Below are 18,969 nucleotides of genomic sequence, written 5' to 3' on the forward strand. Positions count from 1 at the left end.
CGACGGAAACCTTGCGTCCGTCGTCTTCTTAACGCTGCGACACCTTGCCGCCTTCGAGCAGTTTTTCGAGATTGGGGTCGGCGCGGACGCCCTTTTTGATCGCCTCGCCGTATTCAGCGCGTGCCTTGTCCCACTGCGGGGGATCCCAGGTGATGTAGAGCACGGCCAGATTGAAATGGGCCTCGCCATAAGCAGGATCAATGGCCAGAGCCGTCTTGAATTCACGTTCGGCACGTTCGATCAGATTGAGCTTGGTGGCGATGATGCCGAGGTAATGCCTGCCACTGGCGTTGTCGGGGCGTTTGGCGAGGCTCTTCTCGAAGTAGGTCATCGCGTCCTTCCAGCGCTCCTGTTTGAAATAGGTGACGCCGAGGGCGAATGAGGCGGGTTCGTTGGTCGGATCGTAGGCCAGCGCTTTCTGCAGGGATACTTCCGCATCGGCATGTTTGTTTTCACGCTGGCGTGTGATGCCCAGACCGATGAGTGCGGTGACGTTTTTGGGTTCAGCCCGCAGCGCGTCCTGGTATTGCTTGGCAGCGCTTTCGAAATTTTTGTCCATGTAGCTTTCGTTGGCCTGGCTGATGAGTTTTTCGACGGAGGTCGGTGCAGGAGGTGCCGCCTTTTTATCGCTGTCCGGCGATGCGTTGGCGATGAGAGTGGCCTGCACTCCTTTCGGGCCCAGCAGTTCCCGCACGACGGGATCGGAGAAAAGTTTTTCCTCCTCGGGGGTCAGAATCATGCGTGCGTTCTTCATTTCTTCGACCTGCTTGACGAGTTCATTGGAGGCGCTCTCCATTTTCTGCAGTTCAGCAATCATGAGATCCTTGGCGGCCTGCTGACGATGCTGGGTGCGCAGCTGGCGCATGATGATGCCGCGCAGCATTTCATTTTCCTGGGTGAGCTCAGGCGTGGTGGCGATCTTGCCCTCCATGCCGCTCTGGACTTCTTTGAGCTGCTTCGTCAGCTCGGCCACCTGGGTCTGGTAGGTGGCGCTTTCTTTGCGCAGTTCGGCCATCTGGCCCTGCAAGCCGGTGAGCTGACCACGCAGGGCCACGATTTCCTGGTCCTTGCGACCAACATCAGCCTTCAGGGTTTCCACCTGCTTCTGCGCCTCGGCGATCTCCTTTTTCAGGCGTTCGTTCTCTGCGATGAGGCGCTTCATTTCAGCGCTGCCGGTTTTCTTTTTCAAAGTATCCACCTCAGCCTGCAATCCCAGGCTGCGGGCGCTGGCGGCATCACGTTCCTTGACGGCTGAATCACGCTGTTTCACCGCGTCCTCGCGCTGAGCGATCGCGTCCTCGCGCTCCTTCACAATCTGGTCACGTTCCTTGATCAGCTTGTCACGCTCCTGTTGCGCGGCAGCCATTTGAGTGGATGCGTCTGCCAGTTTTTGGGAGGCCTCCTTGGCCGCAGTTTCAGCGGCTGTCAGTCGCTGGGCGTTTTTGCGCATCTCCAGATCCACCGCCATTTTTTCTTCCATCACCTTGGCCAGCTGACCCTGCGCGGCCTGGCCTGCCGCCACCTCCCTGCCCATGGCGAGGATGCTCTGCTCCAAAGCGCTGGCCTTTTTGCCGAGGGCGTCATTTTGCTGGCGGGCGGTGGTGATCTCGCCGGAGGCCCACTGGTACCAGTTCTGCCATTTGCCGAGATCGATCTGCTGCTGGTTGTTCTGCGCTTCCAGTTCCAGAACGCGCTTCTTGTGCATCTGCTCCCATTGGCTCAGCAGGTCGTTGAGACTTGGAAGGGAACCGGGGGTGGTAGGAATGGTGACGGCGGGTTGCGCTAGAACGCCGGGAGAGGGAATGTTGGTCGCAGCCATGGCGGGGGCCGGAGCCACAGCAGCCGCAGGTGCCGGTGCTGCTGTGGGTGCAGCTGCGGCCGCCTGAGCCTGCGCTTGTGCCTGCAACGAGCGTGACTGTAGTCGCAGGAGAGCATCTTGAATCTTTTGCTGACGCGCAGCCCGCATTTCCGGCTGCCATGTCGGGTAATTCCGGGCGATGCTGTCCATGATCTCGCCGGCCTGTTTGAATTTTGTCTGCGCGAGCGTCAAGTCACCGGAGTTTTCGAGAGCGGCGGCCTCATTGTTGAGGACAAAGCCGCGGAAGTACTGGTCGGCCACTTCGCTGCTGGCATCAACGGACTGTGCATGCGACACCGGTGCGGCAAGTACAAGCGCCGCAAAAAGGGTGAGGACGTAAAAAAGGCGATTCATGGAATATTGGGGGAAGGGAAGGAGTTTACCGCTTTGCGGGGTCCTTGTAAATGGTCTTGGCAGCCTGTCTCAGGCCTGCCGCTGCCGCAAAACGGCCACCCAGCGGTCCACGGACTTGCCGGGAGCGTCCTGCAGGGCACGGCTGTTCTTGTTGCGCTTGTTGCTGACAACCTCCATTCCCAGAGACTCCAGCGCACGCAGCGCGAGACGGTGCTCGACATCGAAATAGCTGGTGATGACCAGCATGCCGTCGGGGCGCAGCTTGGCTATGCCCTGGTCGAAAATCTTCTTCCACAGCTCCTGACCGTGCCAGAAGTTCTGGTGGCGCAGGAAGACCATGTTGAAGTCATCATTCAGCTCTTTGTGTTGGTCGATCTTGGTGGCGTCCTCGATCAAAAACTGCGCTGGCAGGTGCCCATGCGTTTCACGAGCCTGCCGGATTTCGCGAATGCGAATGTCTGCACCGATCATTTCGACCTCGCCGCCCTGGGTGAGTTCGGAACCGACTTTGATCAAGGTCTCCGCTTCATCGCAGCGTCCGCAGGCCAGATTAAGGATGCGCATGTCCTTCTGCGCCGCAGGCAGATGCGGCGAGAGCGAGTCATGCAGCAGCGATTTCAGCTGCGACATGTCTTCGGCTATCGGAGCGGGCAGCATATCTCAAAACTTCAATTCCTCGCCGAAGATCATGCGTGCCGCCTGGGCCACGTCCTTGTCCCCGCGACCGGAAAGATTCACGAGAATGATCTGATCTTTGCGCATGGTCGGGGCCACTTTGTGGACTTCGGCGATGGCATGGCTGCTTTCGAGGGCGGGGATGATGCCTTCGACTTGGCTGAGCTCCTGGAACGCTGCGAGTGCTTCGTCATCCGTGGCGTAATTGTAGGTCACACGGCCCTGCTCGTGCAGCCAGGCGTGTTCAGGGCCGATGGCGGCGTAGTCGAGACCGGCGCTAACGCTGTGGGTGAGCTCGATCTGGCCGTCGGCGTTGGCCAGGAGCCAGGTCTTGGTGCCTTGCAGAACGCCAAGACGACCGCCTTGGAAACGTGCGGCATGGCGCTCGGGGATGATGCCGTCACCGCCGGCTTCGACGCCCGTCATGCGCACATCCTTGTCATTCAGGAAAGGATGGAAGAGGCCGATGCTGTTACTGCCGCCGCCGACACACGCGACGAGGAGATCTGGCAGGCGCTCCTCGCGCTCCAAGATCTGGCGGCGTGCCTCGACGCCGATGATGCGGTGGAAATCACGCACCATCATGGGGAAGGGGTGTGAGCCGAGAGCGGAACCGAGGATGTAATGCGTGGTGCGCACGTTGGTCACCCAGTCGCGCATGGCTTCGTTCACCGCTTCCTTGAGCGTGGCCTGACCCGCCGTCACTGCGACGACTTTGGCCCCAAGGAAACGCATGCGTGCGACATTCAGCGCCTGGCGCTCCATGTCCACCTTGCCCATGTAGATGACGCATTCGCAGCCAAATCGTGCGCACACGGTGGCGGTGGCGACACCGTGCTGGCCGGCACCGGTTTCAGCGATGATGCGCTTCTTGCCCAGGCGCTGCGCGAGCAGGATCTGCCCGAGGGCGTTGTTGATCTTGTGGGCGCCGGTGTGCAGCAGGTCTTCGCGTTTGAGGTAAATTTTGGCGCCGCCGAGTTTTTCGGTCCAGCGTTCGGCGAAGTACAGCGGCGTCGGGCGACCGACGTATTCGTGGAGCAGCCGGTCCAGTTCCTTCTGGAAAGCAGGGTCGGCTTTCGCCTTCTCGTAATGATCCGAGAGTTCAGTCAGCGCCGCCATGAGCGTCTCTGGCACGAACATGCCGCCGTACTGACCAAAGTGGCCGTGGCTGTCGGGCATCACGGGGAGGGGAAGGATGGAGGCGGCGGTCATGGGGGGATGAAAGTAGATCGAAGACCTGCCCTTGGCAACGTCTGCGCTGGCTTCAGGCAAAGTTACGCGCCTTGCTCAGGATTGGACCGTTCCGCCTTCGAGTGCGGCGAGTTTTTTTTCCAAGGCGCGCACGCGGTCCAGCAAATCAGGGATCTTGGCCGGAAGGCTGAGCATCTTGCGCCCTTCCATGAGCGGACGGGCTGGGTAACCGGTGTAGGCCCCCGCTTCAAGGATGCTTTTGGTGACACCGGATTTGGCAAAGAACATGACCTTGTCGCCAATTTCAAGGTGACCGGCCACTCCGACCTGCCCGCCCATGGTGACGTAGTTACCCAGGCGGGTGCTGCCTGAGATGCCAGTTTGAGAGACGATGATGCAGTGCTTCCCAAGCGTGCAGTTGTGCCCGATCTGCACCAGATTGTCGATCTTGCAGCCTTCGCCGATCCAAGTGCGGCCAAAGCGGGCGCGGTCAATGGTGGTGCAGGAGCCGATTTCGACATCATCATCAATCTGCACGATGCCGACCTGATCAATCTTCTGATGGCGTCCTTGAACCTGTTCGTAGCCGAAGCCGTCGCTGCCGATCACAGAGCCGCTGTGGAGAATGACGCGCTGGCCCAGAATGCAGTATTCTTTGATGACGGCATTGGCATGAATGACGCAGCCGGCACCGAGTTTGACTCCACGACCAAGGTAGACGCCAGCGTGAATGGTGCAGCCATCGCCAAGGTGCACGCCGGTCTCAATGACGGCATTTGGGCCGATGCTGACCTTCTGCGGGTCGTATACCACGTCATTGGCCACCGTGGCCGTGGGATGCACGCCGGGCACAAATTCAACGGCGGGAGGGCCAAAGAAACGAATGACATGGGAGAAGGCAAGCGTGGGATTTTTAAGACGAATGAGCGCAAGCCCCTCCCGCGCGTCTTCGGCGTCAAGATCCTCCGGTACGAGGGCGGCGGAGGCACGGGTGGTTTTGAGTCCGGGCAGGTAGCGTGCATTGCCAAGGAAAGTCACTTCACCCGGGCTGGCTTCCAGAATGGAGTTCAGACCGGAGATGATGGATTCCGGGCTGCCAGAAGAGAGTGTTCCTCCGACGAGTTCAGTGAGTTTCTGCAGGGTGATGGAGTTGCTCATGGCAGATCAATATCTCTACGCTGGAACAAAAAAAGGCACGTCGCAAATGTTTGCGGCGTGCCTTGGAATAACTGACTGCCGCAGGCTATTTTTTGGGTTCCTCAGCCTTGGGTGCCGGAGCGGCGGCTCCTTCTTTCTTGGGCTCAGCGCCAGGAGGTGGCGCATCCTTGTTCAGTTCGACGATGAGTTGATCGGTGAGATCGGTGGCAGCCCCTTCCCTGACGTGCAGAATGATCGGCACCGTGGAAAGGCTGACGCCGGTCTTGTCGAAAACGATGTCATAGGCATCTGCCTTGGAGCGGTCACGGACGACAACAAGAATCTCCTCATACAGACCTTTGCGGATCTGCATGTCTTCCTGCTTGAGCTGCTGCTGGCGGCGGTCCGCGAACTCCTGCATTTCCATTTCCAGAGCGCGGATTTCTTTCACTTTTTCACCCAGTTCAGCACCGTATTTCGCACGCTGTTCCGGAGTGATGATCGGATCACTGGCGATTTTCTGAAGCTTTTGGGCTTCAGCAGCCAGGTTTTTATACGTGTTCTGACGCTCAGTCATTTCCTGGGCGGCTTTTTCGTAATTGGCCTTGTACTTGTCCGCAGCGGTTTTGGTTTTGTGGAACTCCTGGAAGACTTTGGACATGTCGATCACACCGATTTTGAGGTCGGCGGCCTGAAGAGTAACGGTGGCGAGGATGAGGGCGATGAACGCGCTGCGAATCATAAGTGTGGGATTTTGAATGAGATTGGAGGGGCAGACAAACAAATTTGGCTGAACAACGGGCTGTTAGAACTTGTAGCCCATGTTGAACTGGAAGCGCCCACCGTTGCCTGAAGTGGCGTCCTTGCCGATTGGCACCGCATAGTCAACACGGATAGGACCGACGGGAAGGAAGAGGCGCAGGCCGATGCCTACATCTGAGTAAATGGAACCATTGCCATAGGAGGCGCCGGTGGCCCCGCTGATGGAGCCGACGTCACCGAAGATCACCACGCGCGGTGACTTTTCCGTGTTGGCGGTGATGTGCACCGGAACGGAAAATTCGCTGGAGGCATAGATGGATGTCAGGCCACCGATGGGTTCCCCCGTGGTGTCCTTGGGACCAGCATGACGATAAGTGAAGCCGCGCAGGTTGTTGGCACCGCCGAGGAACTGACGCTCAAAAATGGGCACCCGATCGCTGTTCCAGCTGTTGACGGCACGGAACATGCCTTCAAAGCTCAGGATGGTGTCTCCGGGCAGATTGAAATACTGCTGGCCGCCGATGTTGCCGCCATAAACCGGGACGTCTCCACCAAGGCCGGAAAGCAGGATGCCTGCTTCGATCTTGTGACCGCTGCGGGTGATGAAGACGCTGTCACGTGTGTCGTGCACAAAGTTCGTGTCGATTTTGCTTTGAATGTAGGAACCGGCCTCCTGGGCGATAAGAGCAGAGGCACCGCTGGCAATGCTGTCGATTTTGATCTGCTGCAGGGTGTAGGTGCTCTCAATGTAGGAGTGCTCGCCCAGCCGTTTACGCAAACCGGACGAGACGCCGACGTTGGTCTGGTTGAAGAAGTTGGAGAGGTAGTAGAGGTTGTGATAGAACGCTTCAACGGTGAGAGCCAGTTCACGCCCAAGGAACCACGGCTCGGTCCAGCTGACCGTGACGTCACGACGGAGGGCACCCGCACGGATGTTGGCGTTGAAACGCTGGCCACCACCGCGGAAATCCTTCCAGTCGCGGATGTCAAAGTTGGTCTGGGTCACCTGGATGAACCCCGTGATGCTGTCGATGGAGCTGAAACCTGCGCCGAAGTTCACCGTGCCGGTGGACTGCTCCTGCACATTGATGTCCACATCCTTGTAGCCGGGGGCGGTGGAGGGCGTGTTGCGCATGTCCACCGAGCTGAAGTAGTTCAGGTTTTGCAGGCGGCTTTTACCGGCCTCGATTTTTACGGTGTTGAGCTCCTCACCCGGGGCAAAGGGAAGTTCACGGCGGATGACTTCGTCCTTCGTGACGGAGTTGCCGGAAATATTCACCTTGCTGATGTAGGACTTGGTGCCTTCGGTGATGTTGTAGGCCACGGCGACCTGTCCGGCACCGGTTTCCAAAATGCTGGTCTCCACACGTGCATCGGCGTAGCCACGGGAGCCGTAGTAATCCTGCACCATCTTTTCATCAGCCTTGATGAAGCTGCCAACATAAGGGAATCCGGGCTCAGTTTTGATGCCCTGCATCAACACCTCAGTGGTGAAAATGGTGTTGCCGGAGATCTTAACTGCCGAGACATCATACTTGGCGCCTTCATTGATCACATAAACGAGGTCCATCTGCTTGGAGGAAACTGGCTCGCGCCGCACCTCGGTCACCTTGGCATAGACATAACCCTTGTCCTGAAAGGCCTGCTCGATCTTCTTGATGTCTTCCTGCAGGTCCTGATTGCTCAGCTTGCCCTTTTTGCCCCACAAGTTCCAGATGTGGTGCTCCTGGGATTTGATGCTGCCGCGGAGCACCCGTGACTTGATGGCGGTGTTGCCTTCAAAGCGGATGTCATGAATGATGCCGCGCGCACCCTCGTCGATCTTGAAGGTCACCGTGGAGAATCCTTCACGGGCGGACGGTGTGATGTCATAGCTGGCGATGACATCGGAGAAGCCCTTCTTTTCATACATCTCCACAATCTTCTGCTGTGCAGCGGAAAGCTTGATGTCATCCACCGGGTCGCCCACTTTGACCGCGATGTCCTTGCGCAGCTTGCTGTTGTCGATGGCGGTGTTGCCAATGAAATTGATCTCTGCAATGCCGCCGCGACCGATGATTTCGACGATGACTTTGACGCCGCCTGCCACATCCACCGCGCGGATGTCCAGGTTTTCCACCGCTCCTGTGCTGTAAAGAGCACGGATGTCACGTTCCACCGATTCATTGCTGAACGGCTGGCCCACACGGGTGGACAGCTGGGTGCGGATGCGGTTTTCATCCAGCTTGACCGCGCCTTTGATGACGACTTGCACGTCCTGCACGATTTTTTTTGCCGCAGGTGCCGCCGGGAGGCCCGCTTGTGCTCGTGCCTGCTGGGTTGTGGCGATCAAGAGTGTGACAGCCACTACAGATAAAAGTGTCAGACGAGACAGATGGGAAGTTCCGTGGTTCATAGGCAGGGCAGAGTGAGCAAACGAGATAAAGACTGGGCGGCAAGGCACGCCCAAACTGGAGCATGACAAGCCTGCATTACTGCTTCCGCACCGCTCCACGTCAAGGCGTAAGTTCTAAGGGGCTTCTTGCCATTATTTGAGACCAAGGGATGTATAGATGGCGGATTGAGGGTTTTCGTCCTTGTATAAGGCTAAAAAATGAAGCTCCCAGCCCTTGTAACAGCGGGAGCAACAGATTCGTCACCAAGCATGTCTCGTTCCAATCTGAGTAATTACATCCAGCTGCATCTGGTCGTGCTGGCATGGGGGCTCACGGCGATTTTGGGCAAGCTCATCCTGCTGCCGCCTGTGGATGTGGTGCTGTGGCGCACAGCGCTGTCGGTGCTCTGCTTTGGGGCGCTGGCCCGCTGCATGGGGTACTCCCTTTTGGTGTCCCGACGTAGAATTTTGGCAATGTTAGCTGTGGGAATTATTCTAGGGCTGCACTGGATTTTGTTCTTTTGGTCCGCCCGGCTGGCCACCGCTTCTGTCTGTTTGGCAGTGATGCCTACGGCCATGCTGTGGTCCTCGTTGATTGAGCCGGTCATTGATGGCTCGCGGCGCTGGCGGATTTCAGAACTCCTCGTAGGGGCGGTCATGGTCGGGGCCGTGTGGCTGATCTATCAGGTGGAGTTCCGTTACTGGCTCGGGTTTTCGGTGGCCATCGCCGCCGCCGTGCTGGCCGCCTTCTTTGCCACCTTGAGCAAGCAGCAGGTCGCCCGGGACACGCACTGGAGCGTCATCGGCTTTTATCAAATGGGCGGTGCATGCATCGCGGCGTGGATTTCCCGCCCCTTCCTGGAAAACGGGTTCCTGCCGGAGCTGCCAGACGCCGCTTCGGCACTATGGCTCGGTGTTCTCGCCCTGGTGTGCACCGTGGCAGCCTATGCGGGTTTCATGGACGTGCTGCGCCGTGTCAGCGTTTTCACGGTGAATGTCGTCTATAATATGGAGCCGGTGTACGGCATCGTGCTCGCCGCATGGGTGTTTGGGAAGGCCGAGGTCATGAGCGCGGGCTTTTATCTCGGCGCATCGATCATCATCGCCGTTGTGCTGGCTTTGCCTTGGATTCGGCGCTGGGTGGAAAGGTGAGAGTGCTGGACATGGTGTGCAGCGTGGGCTTGCATCGGCACACCTGTGAACCGCCTCCGCCACATCCTCGTCTCCGCCTCCGCAGGTTCCGGCAAAACCTACCAGCTCGTGCGGCGGCACCTGCATCTGCTCGCGCTCGGGCAGCCGCCGGAGCGCATCGCGGCGATGACCTTCACGCGGAAGGCGGCGGGGGAATTCTTCCAGCGCATCCTGCAGCGGCTGTCCGTGCTTTCGCAGCATGGTGAGCAGCCGGAGCACTACTTCACGGGCATGGCGCCTTTGCCCGAGCATTGGCCGGAGTTTGTGGACCTCCTGCGCAGGGTCACCCAGCAGCTCCATCGCCTGCGCCTGGGGACGATGGACAGTTTTTTTGCCAACATCACCGCCTGCTTTCCGCTGGAGCTCGGCCTGCCGCTGGGTGCCAGTGTCATGGCTGAAAATGAGGCGGCTCAGGCACGGCGGGAGGCGCTGGATGCGCTGCTGGAACGCATTCATTCCTCGCGTGATGAGCACGCAGGCCGTGCGCTGCTCGAAGGATTCAAGCAGGCCACCTTTGGTATTGAGGAACGCAGCGCCGCAGGCAGCTTGGAGTCCTGGATCAATGATCATCATGCCACCTGGCTCGACAGCGGGGATGGTTCGCCATGGGGCAGGCTGCCCGGATTGCAGGGGGCAGAGGCCGGCAACCTTACGGCGGCGCTCAATGACCTGCGGGATCGTTTTGTGCCGCGCACCGATGAGGGCGCCCGGTTCTTCGATGAATTCATGGCGGAAGCCTCCTGCTTGGAACCGGGGGCGACACTGCCGCCGAGAGTGAAGTATTTTTTGGATAAAACGACCGCCGTCTGGAAAGACCTCAAGGCTGGCAGGGCGGAAATCGGCTGGGGGCGCGGCAAAAAGTCCGAACTCACCGGGGAAACCGCGCGTGCCTGGGGGCGGGTGGCCGGGGCTATTCTTGACCAGGAGCTGATCTGCCGGGCGCAGCGTACTCAGGGCATGGCGGCTCTCATGGCGCTGTATGAGGCCGAGTACGCCCGGCGAGTGCGGTCACGCGGACGGCTGTCCTTTGCGGATGTCCAGCGCCTGCTGGCAACGGCGACAACGGACGGCGCTGAATGGGCGGACGGAGAAAGCGGTGATCTGTGGTTCCGGCTCGACGGACGTTATGACCACTGGCTGTTTGATGAGTTTCAGGACACCAGCCGCGTGCAGTGGAATGTCGTGCGCGGGTTGGTGGATGAAGTGATGCAGGATGACACCGGCAGGCGCAGTTTTTACGCCGTGGGGGATCCGAAACAATCCATCTATCTCTGGCGGCAGGCGGAGCCAGGCCTGTTTGACGATGTGCTGCGTGAATGGCCCCATCAGGACCAGGACGGCTTGGAACCGCAGACGCTCAGCCAGTCTTTCCGGAGCGCTCCGGCGGTCCTGGATGCGGTGAATGCGGTGTTTGCAAACCCGGCAGGCATTGAAGCGGTACTGCCCGGCTGCACCGCCGGTTTTGCGTTCAAAGAACATGTGGCTGCGGAACGAAATCGGCAGCTCAGCGGTTACGCGGCTCTGCTCAGCGTATCGAATGAAGAGGGGCTGCGCAATCCCTCCACCACGCCTACGGTGACGGCGCTGCTGAACGAGATCCGCCCCTTGGAGCGGGGCCTGACCTGCGCGGTGCTGGTGCGCGGCAATAAGAAAGCCAATGAAGTGGCGGAAGAACTGAGGGCGACAACGGGCATGGAGGTCGTGTGCGAATCGCAGATCCACCCGGCCACGGACAATGCGGTGACGCTTGCCCTGCTCTCGCTGCTGCAGTTGGCGGCGCATCCGGGGGATTCCCTGGCTTTGGAGCACCTCAGAATGACCCCTCTGTGGCCGCAGATTGAATTTAAGAAGCAGGATCAAGTGCAAAGCTGGCCGCTGACCTGCCATCAGGTGCGTGAATCCGTGTTTGAGCGTGGCTTTGTCGGTTTCACGGAAATCTGGACCCGGCATGTGCGCGACCTGCTGCCGGAGATGGATGCCTTTCACGAGCTGCGGCTGCGTCAGTTCGGTGAAATGGCCGCCGAATTTGATGCCGGTGGTTCACGCGACATCGATGCATTTCTCCAGCATGCGCGCGATATGCCGATGCAGGTGCGCGGTGCGGCAAACGCGGTGCAGGTGATGACCGTGCACAAGGCCAAGGGGCTGGAGTTTGATGTGGTCATCTTGCCGGACCTCAATGGCGATGCGATGGATCAAGTGCGGCGGAGATCATTGATTGTGAATCGCGATGCGCAGGGCATTTCCTGGGTTTTGCAGGAGCCGCCGCGCATTTATGCGCCGTTGCATGAGGCTTTGGATGAGGAACTGGAGGTCTCGAAACAGCGCTCGGGTTTTGAGTCACTCTGTCGCCTGTATGTGGCCATGACCCGGGCCAAACGCGGCCTGTATCTGATTGCCGAGCCACCACCGAAGGCAAAAGAGCCATCCATGCGAGAGGCGCAGTTTTTGCGCCGGATGCTGGGTGTTTCGGGTGATTCCGAGGCTGGCGACTCTTATTTGATCGAGTGGCAGACGGGGGACGCGCAGTGGTTTGCCACATCCTCTGTCGTAACGCCGCGGGCACCGGAAACGGCGCTGGTGTCACGTCCGCTGGGGGAGTTGCTGCGGGAGTTCCAGCCGCTGGCCAAGCGCGTGACGCCTTCGGGAGAGGAAGATTTCCAGGTGAAGGGCAGCATGCTCTTCAGCGCGGGGCGTGAGCCGGGTCGGAGACTGGGCAATCTGGTGCATGAATTGATGGCTCATGTGGAGTGGTGGGACGCCACTTCGGACATGGCCGAACTCGAATCACGCTGGCAGTCGTCCGGACTGCTGCGAGGAGAGGCGGTTGAAACGACGGCGCTGGCGATGGTGCGTTGTGTGTTGCAATCAGCCGCTGCGCAGTTTGCCTTCGCCAGACCGGCGGCTGAAGCACAGTCTTGGCGGGAGCGCCCCTTTGACTTGATCCATCAAGGGAGCTGGATCAGCGGCGTGTTTGATCGGGTTGTGGTCCAGCGCGACTCCGTGCGACTGATTGATTTTAAGACAGATGAGGTGGCGACCGAGGAGTCACTGGCCGAAAAAGTGGCGGGTTATCGCCCGCAGATCCTGCTCTACCGTCAGGCTTTGGTGCGGCTGACGGGCTTGAAACTGGAGCAGATCGAATCTGCCCTGCTGTTCACCCGCAATTGCCGTCTGGTGGACGTAAAGTAACTTTTTTTGAATCCAGAGCGCCTTTGATAACGCAAAAACTTGTGTGACCGCAATAGCTCTGGCATGGAATCCGCGCATCGTAGCCTTTTCGGAACGATCCGTGCCCAAACCCCTCATGAGCCAGCCAGAACTCAGCGAAGAAGACCTGCTCCAGCGTGCTGGACGCGGGGATTCGCGTGCTTTTGACCAGCTTTATGACCGGATGGCACCACGCCTCTTTGGTCTTCTGCGTCAGATGCTGCATGACGAGCGCGAGGCCGAAGACATCCTGCAGGATGGTTTTGTGCTGCTGTGGGAGCGTGCCTCGACTTTTGATCCTGAGCGCAGCAAGGCATTCACCTGGGCGGTCATGCTTTTCCGCCACAAGGCGATTGATCGCATGCGCATGCTGGGACGTCGCAACCGCCTGGTGGACAGCGCGGCTTTGGAGCACTCCACCTTGGGGGCTGCCTCCACTGCCGGTGTCAATGAAGAGGTGCAGGCCCATGAGCGCAGCCTGGTGGTGGGCGAGGCGCTGAAAGAACTGCCGAAAGAACAGCGACAGTTGATCGAATTTGCATTTTTGAAGGGCCTGACACACCATGTGATCGCCGAGTCACTGGGCATGCCGCTCGGTACTGTAAAGACCAATATCCGCCGCGGGCTGCTGCGCCTGCGCGATCTTTTGAAAGGAGGCGCATGATGGACGAGGAACGTTTCCAAGAACTGGCCGCCATGAATGCGCTTGGCATGCTGGAGAACGACGAAAAGCGTGCTCTGGATGGCGCCGTCGCTCGCGACAAAGAGGTGCGCTTGCTCACCTCCGAACTGGAGCAGGTGACAGCGGAGCTGGCCTATCTTGTCCAGCCGGTGGAACCGCCTGCGAACATGAAAAAACGCATCCGTGCCAAGATGCGTGCCAAAGGCCTCAAGGGGGCCGGTGTTTCACGCGGCGTCATCATTGGCGGCACTGGCTGGGCGCTTGCCGCCAGCTTTGCCTTGGCGTCGGTCTGGCTCTGGAAGGAACGTGCCGGCATGACTCAGCAGCTCGCTGCCGCCTCACGCGCCATCGCACCCGTGAACAATCCCGCCATTCCCGTGGTGGATGATGGCAAGACGCGCACTCTGGAGGAAGAACTTAAAAAGCGGCGGGATGAATTCGAGGCGCAAAAACAGGCGCTGGCGAAGGAGATTGAAACGCTGAACAAGCGCGAGACGGAAACCAAGGCACAAAATGCCAGACTCACCGCCGAAGTGGCTGCGCTCAAAGAGCAGGAGCAGCAGTCGCAGCTTCAGATCGCCACTCTTCAAAGCAAGGTTTGGGAATACCGCCGGAGCGAGATGCTCGTGGTCTGGGACCAGAAACGCAGCCAGGGCGTGGTGATGCTTGATAAGATGCCGAAGGTAGATTCTGACAAAGATTATCAGCTCTGGGTCGTGGATCCAAGCAAGCCCAACCCGGTGAGTGCCGGGGTGGTGACCGTCGATGCCAAAGGTTCTGTGAAGGCCACTTTTAAACCTGTCGAAGCTGTCTCAGGTGAAGCTAAGTTCGCGCTGAGCATCGAGAAAAAAGGTGGCGTGCCGAAGAGTGAAGGGCAGCTCCTGATGGTCGGGCCGTGAGGCAAGGCGGTTCTTCTGACCCAGCCCAAGCTCCACGAACTGCACCCCTGTCTGCTGTTGCCAGCCGGCGCAAACCTCAGCTCTTCCAGCCACCGCCCATGGCCTTGTAAATGCGCACCCAGGCGGTTGCGACACGGGTGCGGCTGAGGGCGATGTCGTTTTGCGCATTAAGGGCGACGCGTTCAGCATCAAGCACCGTGAGGAAATCAGCGATGCCGTCCTGATAACGTTTGCGCGCCAAAGTGGCGGCTTCGCGGGCAGATGCGGCGGAAGCTTCGAGGTGGTGCAGGCGAATCCGTTCGCGGTCATAGGACGTCAGGGCGTTTTCAGCCTCTTCAAGGGCCAGGAGCACCGTCTGCTCATACCGGGCGAGCGCGGTATCAGCGCGGCGTCCGGCGGCGGCGATCTGCTGACGCACGCGGCCGAGATTGAAAGCGGCCCAGGTAATGCGCGGACCCAGGGTGAAGCCATCCGAATTGCGGCCAGTCAGGGAGCTCAGCGTGGATGCCTCCAGGTCGATGCGACCGGTGAAGGTGACACGTGGAAACAAATCCGCGACGGCCACGCCAATCCGGGCGGTTTCGGCCGCCAGAATGTCCTCGGCGACACGGATGTCCGGGCGTCGACGCAGCAGTTCTTCAGGTTTGACGATGCCGATCCGTGCTGGCGCGGAGGGCTGCTTTTTGACGCTTTGCAGCCGGGGGCGGAGTTCGGAGGGGTTTTGTCCGCACAAGACAGCGATGCGATGGATGGACTTGGCGATGTTTTCCTGATGCGTGGGAATTTGCGCCAGCGTGGCGTTCCAGAGAGCGTTGGCCCGGGCGACATCGAGCTGCGTGCCACGGCCCCCTTTGAGGGATGCCTCGGCGATGTTCAGGGCGTCGGACTGATTGCCAGCGTTCTCATTCGCCACCGTGAGCTGGGCCTGGGCGCCGCGCAGCTCCAGGTAGTTGATGGCAATCTCGGACTGCAGGGAAATCAGCAGGTCATGCAGGTTGGCATCCATGGCACTCGAGTTGGCCTTGGCGGCTTTGACGGAGTTGCGGATGCGCCCAAAAAAATCAAGCTCCCAGTCAGCGTCAAAGCCAGTGCGGTACAACTCAAAATCACGCGTGCGCAGACCCGAGAATGAGGTGGCCCCGTTCCGGACGCTGTCGTAGGCCGAGCCGAAGGTGACGGTGGGGGCATAGTTGAACTGCGACTCACGCCACAGGGCGCGGGCTTCGAGCAGGCGCGAGCGTGCGGCTGCGATGTCCTTGTTCTGGGCGTCAGCCTGGGCCACCAGCTCATTCAGCGTGCTGTCATTGAGCTTGCGCCACCAGGTGGCATCCACCTCGGCAGCATGCGCCGCATTCGCCCGTGAGGCAAAGTCGGCAGGCATCTTGGGCTGCGGCTTGACGAAGCTCGGGCCCACATTGCAGCTGGAAACCACGCAGGTGATGAGCAGCAGAGAATTAATGGGCTTCATGAAGCGTAGGAGAGGTTGCGGCTGAGCGGCGTTGTTCACGGCGTTCGACGAAGGCGCGGAGGATGACATAAAACACAGGCGTGAAGAGCAGGCCGAAGATGGTGACACCGATCATGCCAAAGAACACCGCCGTGCCAAGCGCCTGACGCATTTCCGCACCTGCACCCGTGGCGAGCACGAGCGGCAGCACGCCGAGAATGAAGGCAAAGCTGGTCATCAAGATGGGGCGCAGGCGCAGGCGGCAGGCCTCGATGGCGGCATGCACCCGGTCCATGCCCTGGTCCTGCAGCTGCTTGGCGAATTCGACGATGAGGATGGCGTTCTTGGCCGCGAGACCGACGAGCACCACCAGGCCGATCTGCGTGAAGATGTTGTTGTCCTGCGCCCGCAGCCACACGCCGCCGATGGCGGAGAGCAGACACATCGGCACGATCAGGATGATGGCCATGGGCATGCTCCAGCTCTCATACTGCGCGGAGAGCACCAGGAAGACAAAGATCACGCAGAGCGGGAAGATGTAGATGAGCGTGTCCCCCGCGAGAATCTGCTGGTAGGTGAGATCCGTCCACTCGATGGCAAACCCCACGGGCAGATTGTCCTTGGCCAGACGCTCGATTTTTTCGATCATCTGGCCGGAACTGACGCCCGGCAGCGTGTTGCCGTTGATGTCGGCGGAGTAGTAGAGGTTGTAGCGCTGCACGCGGTCGGCGCCGCCGGTCTTGATGACTTTGACGAGCGCGGCGAGCGGCACCATTTCACCAGCCTGGTTGCGAATCTTGATACGGCCAACGTCCGCCGGGTCTTTGCGGAAGGCCGGTTCAGCCTGTGCGGTGACCTGATAGGTGCGGCCAAAAAGATTGAAATCATTTACATAGACTGAGCCAAGGTAGACCTGCAGCGCTTCGTTCAGATCAGCCAGAGAGACTCCCATGGTTTTCGCCTGCGCACGGTTGATTTCGAGTTTGAACTGCGGGCTCTTCGCGCGGAAGCCGGTGATGAGAGAAATCAATCCAGGCTCCTGCTGGGCCGCGGCCAGCAGTTTCTGGGTTGCAGCTTCGAGCGCCGGCAGACCGGCATTGTTGAGATCCTGCACCTGGATTTTGAAGCCGCCGGCATTGCCCAGACCACGCAAGGGTGGCGGTGGCAGCACCAGCACCCGGCCTTCTTGAATGGTGGAGAACTTTTTGCGGATGACGGCCAGCAACCCATCACCCTTGACTTCGGGATCGTGACGTTTGTCGAACGAATCGAAGACCAGGAAGGCGGCGCCGACGTTGGGCTGGTTGGCCTGCAGCACGGAGGAATAACCGGAGATCGCAAAGGTGTGCGCGATCCCGGGGATCTCACGCGCCATGGCGTCCATGCGGCGCACCACGGCGTCGGTGCGTTCGAAGGCCGAGCCATCCGGCAGCTGCACCAGCACGATGGCATAGCCCATGTCCTGGGAAGGAATGAAGCCGGCCGGTACATCCTGGAACAGCTTGCCAGCCAGACCGATCAACGCGGCATAACCGATGAGCACCAGCACGGCCAGACGAATGAGTTTGCCGACCAGCCCGGCATACAGATTGGAGCCGAATTGGAACACACGGTTGAAACCCCGGAAGAACCAGCCAAACAGGAAGTTCAAGACACGGCTGAACCAATCCGGCGGCGCACCGTGCGGCTGCAGCAGGATGGCGCAGAGCGCGGGACTGAGGGTGAGCGAATTAAAGGCGGAGATGACGGTGGAAACCGCGATGGTAAGCGCAAACTGCCGGTAGAACTGGCCGGTGATGCCGCTGATGAATCCTGTCGGCACAAACACGGCGCAGAGCACCAGCGCCACGGCGATGACGGCACCGCTCACTTCGTTCATCGCACGCACGGCCGCTTCATGAGGGGCGAGTCCTTTGGCAATGTTGCGCTCAACGTTTTCAACCACGACGATGGCGTCATCAACGACAATGCCGATGGCGAGCACCAGGCCGAAGAGGGAGAGGTTGTTGAGAGAGAAGCCCAGCCACTGCATCACCGCCAGCGTGCCGATGAGTGAAACGGGAACCGCCAGCAGCGGGATCAAGGAGGCTCGCCAGTTTTGCAGGAAGATGATGACGACGAGCACAACGAGAAGGACGGCCTCCATCAGCGTGTGCAGCACCGAGGAGATCGAGGCGCGGACGAACTTCGTGGTGTCGTAGTTGATTTTGTAATCCACGCCCGGAGGAAAGCGCTCCTTGAGCTGTGCGAGCCGTTTGTAAACAGCATCGGCGGTTTCGATGGCATTGCTGCCAGGAAGCTGGAACACGCGAAGTGACACGGCATTGTAGCCATCCATGTAAGTACGGCTGGAATAGTCGCGCGAGCCGAGTTCGATGCGGGCCACATTGGCCAGCCGCACCACATCTCCCTGCTTGCCAGTTTTGAGCACGATGTCACCAAACTCCGCCGCCTTCTTCAGTCGTCCGGGCGCAGTCAGGGTGTATTGAAATTCCGAACCTGTGGCAGCAGGCGGCTGGCCGAGTGATCCGGCGGCGACCTGCACGTTTTGCTCACGAATCGCGCGCACAATGTCACCCGCAGTCAGACCCAGGCCTGCGATCTTTTCAGGATCGAGCCAGACCCGCATCGAGTAATCAAGTCCACCGAGGGAGGACGCCTCCGCCACCCCGGGAATTCGGGCGATTTCGTTTTGAATCTGCAGCGTGACGTAATTGCTGAGATAAGCGACCTCACGTGAGCCGTCAGGACTGAAGAACTGCACGGCCAGCGTGAGGTCAGGCGAGCGCTTGTTGACCATGACCCCCAGACGGCGCACCTCCTCGGGCAGGCGTGAGATGGTGGCATTCACGCGGTTCTGCACCAGCACCTGCGCCTGGTCGAGATCGGTGCCGAGCCGGAAGGTGACGGTGATCTGCACCTTGCCGTCACTCGTGGAGGAGGATGACAAGTACAGCATGTTCTCGACGCCATTGATCTCCTGTTCCAGCGGCGTGGAAACGGTCTCGGCCAGCGTGCGGGCATCCGCACCGGGATAAGCCGCCGAAACCACCACCGTGGGCGGAATGACCTCGGGATATTGAGCGATGGGCAGCGACACGTAGGCGAGGCCACCCAGCATTGTGATGACAATGCTCAGCACGGCCGCGAAGATGGGCCGATCCACGAAAAAGCGGGCGAAATTCATGA

General features: G+C 59.7%; 12 protein-coding genes. 4 read left to right on the plus strand and 8 right to left on the minus strand.

Features of this window, described 5'->3' with window-relative positions:
• Positions 1–28 precede the first annotated feature (28 nt).
• From AC24GY_RS01720 to bamA, 6 genes are all read right to left on the minus strand, one after another.
• The gene (locus AC24GY_RS01720; protein ID WP_487679746.1) at positions 29–2,212 is read right to left on the minus strand and encodes a tetratricopeptide repeat protein; all 2,184 of its coding nucleotides are present in this window, start codon (positions 2,210–2,212) and stop codon (positions 29–31) included.
• A 69-nt stretch (positions 2,213–2,281) separates the two neighbouring features.
• The gene (locus AC24GY_RS01725; protein WP_487679748.1) at positions 2,282–2,869 is read right to left on the minus strand and encodes a methyltransferase domain-containing protein; all 588 of its coding nucleotides are present in this window, start codon (positions 2,867–2,869) and stop codon (positions 2,282–2,284) included.
• 3 nt (positions 2,870–2,872) lie between these two features.
• Complete coding sequence (gene trpB / locus AC24GY_RS01730; RefSeq protein ID WP_461526529.1) at positions 2,873–4,099, minus strand: tryptophan synthase subunit beta; 1,227 nt, start codon at positions 4,097–4,099, stop codon at positions 2,873–2,875.
• Positions 4,100–4,174: 75 nt separating this feature from the next.
• Positions 4,175–5,236: a UDP-3-O-(3-hydroxymyristoyl)glucosamine N-acyltransferase gene (gene lpxD, locus AC24GY_RS01735; protein WP_422318167.1), complete on the minus strand. Its 1,062-nt coding sequence runs from the start codon at positions 5,234–5,236 to the stop codon at positions 4,175–4,177.
• Between the two features lie 85 nt (positions 5,237–5,321).
• Positions 5,322–5,957 carry an OmpH/Skp family outer membrane protein gene (locus AC24GY_RS01740; RefSeq protein WP_395730931.1) on the minus strand — a complete coding sequence of 212 codons (636 nt, stop codon included), beginning with the start codon at positions 5,955–5,957 and terminating at the stop codon, positions 5,322–5,324.
• A gap of 63 nt (positions 5,958–6,020) precedes the next feature.
• The gene (gene bamA, locus AC24GY_RS01745; protein ID WP_487679751.1) at positions 6,021–8,309 is read right to left on the minus strand and encodes an outer membrane protein assembly factor BamA; all 2,289 of its coding nucleotides are present in this window, start codon (positions 8,307–8,309) and stop codon (positions 6,021–6,023) included.
• Positions 8,310–8,621: 312 nt separating this feature from the next.
• Here bamA and AC24GY_RS01750 point away from each other — a divergent pair, with 312 nt between their 5' ends.
• The 4 genes from AC24GY_RS01750 to AC24GY_RS01765 all read left to right on the plus strand — a co-directional run bounded on the left by AC24GY_RS01750 (position 8,622) and on the right by AC24GY_RS01765 (position 14,333).
• The gene (locus AC24GY_RS01750; RefSeq protein ID WP_487679753.1) at positions 8,622–9,503 is read left to right on the plus strand and encodes a DMT family transporter; all 882 of its coding nucleotides are present in this window, start codon (positions 8,622–8,624) and stop codon (positions 9,501–9,503) included.
• Between the two features lie 45 nt (positions 9,504–9,548).
• Positions 9,549–12,734 (plus strand): UvrD-helicase domain-containing protein, encoded by a 3,186-nt coding sequence (locus AC24GY_RS01755; RefSeq protein ID WP_487679755.1) that lies wholly within the window; start codon positions 9,549–9,551, stop codon positions 12,732–12,734.
• A 100-nt stretch (positions 12,735–12,834) separates the two neighbouring features.
• Positions 12,835–13,416, plus strand: a complete 582-nt coding sequence (locus AC24GY_RS01760) for an RNA polymerase sigma factor (protein WP_487679757.1) — start codon at positions 12,835–12,837, stop codon at positions 13,414–13,416.
• Positions 13,413–14,333, plus strand: coding sequence for an anti-sigma factor domain-containing protein (locus AC24GY_RS01765; protein ID WP_487679759.1), 921 nt, complete (start codon positions 13,413–13,415; stop codon positions 14,331–14,333). The genes AC24GY_RS01760 and AC24GY_RS01765 overlap by 4 nt, the downstream gene beginning before the upstream one ends.
• Positions 14,334–14,409: 76 nt before the next feature.
• Here AC24GY_RS01765 and AC24GY_RS01770 read toward each other — a convergent pair whose 3' ends face one another.
• A complete protein-coding gene (locus AC24GY_RS01770) occupies positions 14,410–15,801 on the minus strand; it encodes an efflux transporter outer membrane subunit (protein WP_487679761.1) in 1,392 nt (463 codons plus the stop codon).
• Positions 15,788–18,967, minus strand: coding sequence for an efflux RND transporter permease subunit (locus tag AC24GY_RS01775; protein WP_422318182.1), 3,180 nt, complete (start codon positions 18,965–18,967; stop codon positions 15,788–15,790). Before AC24GY_RS01775 ends, AC24GY_RS01770 begins: the two co-directional genes overlap by 14 nt.
• Positions 18,968–18,969: the final 2 nt, after the last annotated feature.

It is taken from the genome of Prosthecobacter sp. Pr1 (genome assembly GCF_057652315.1).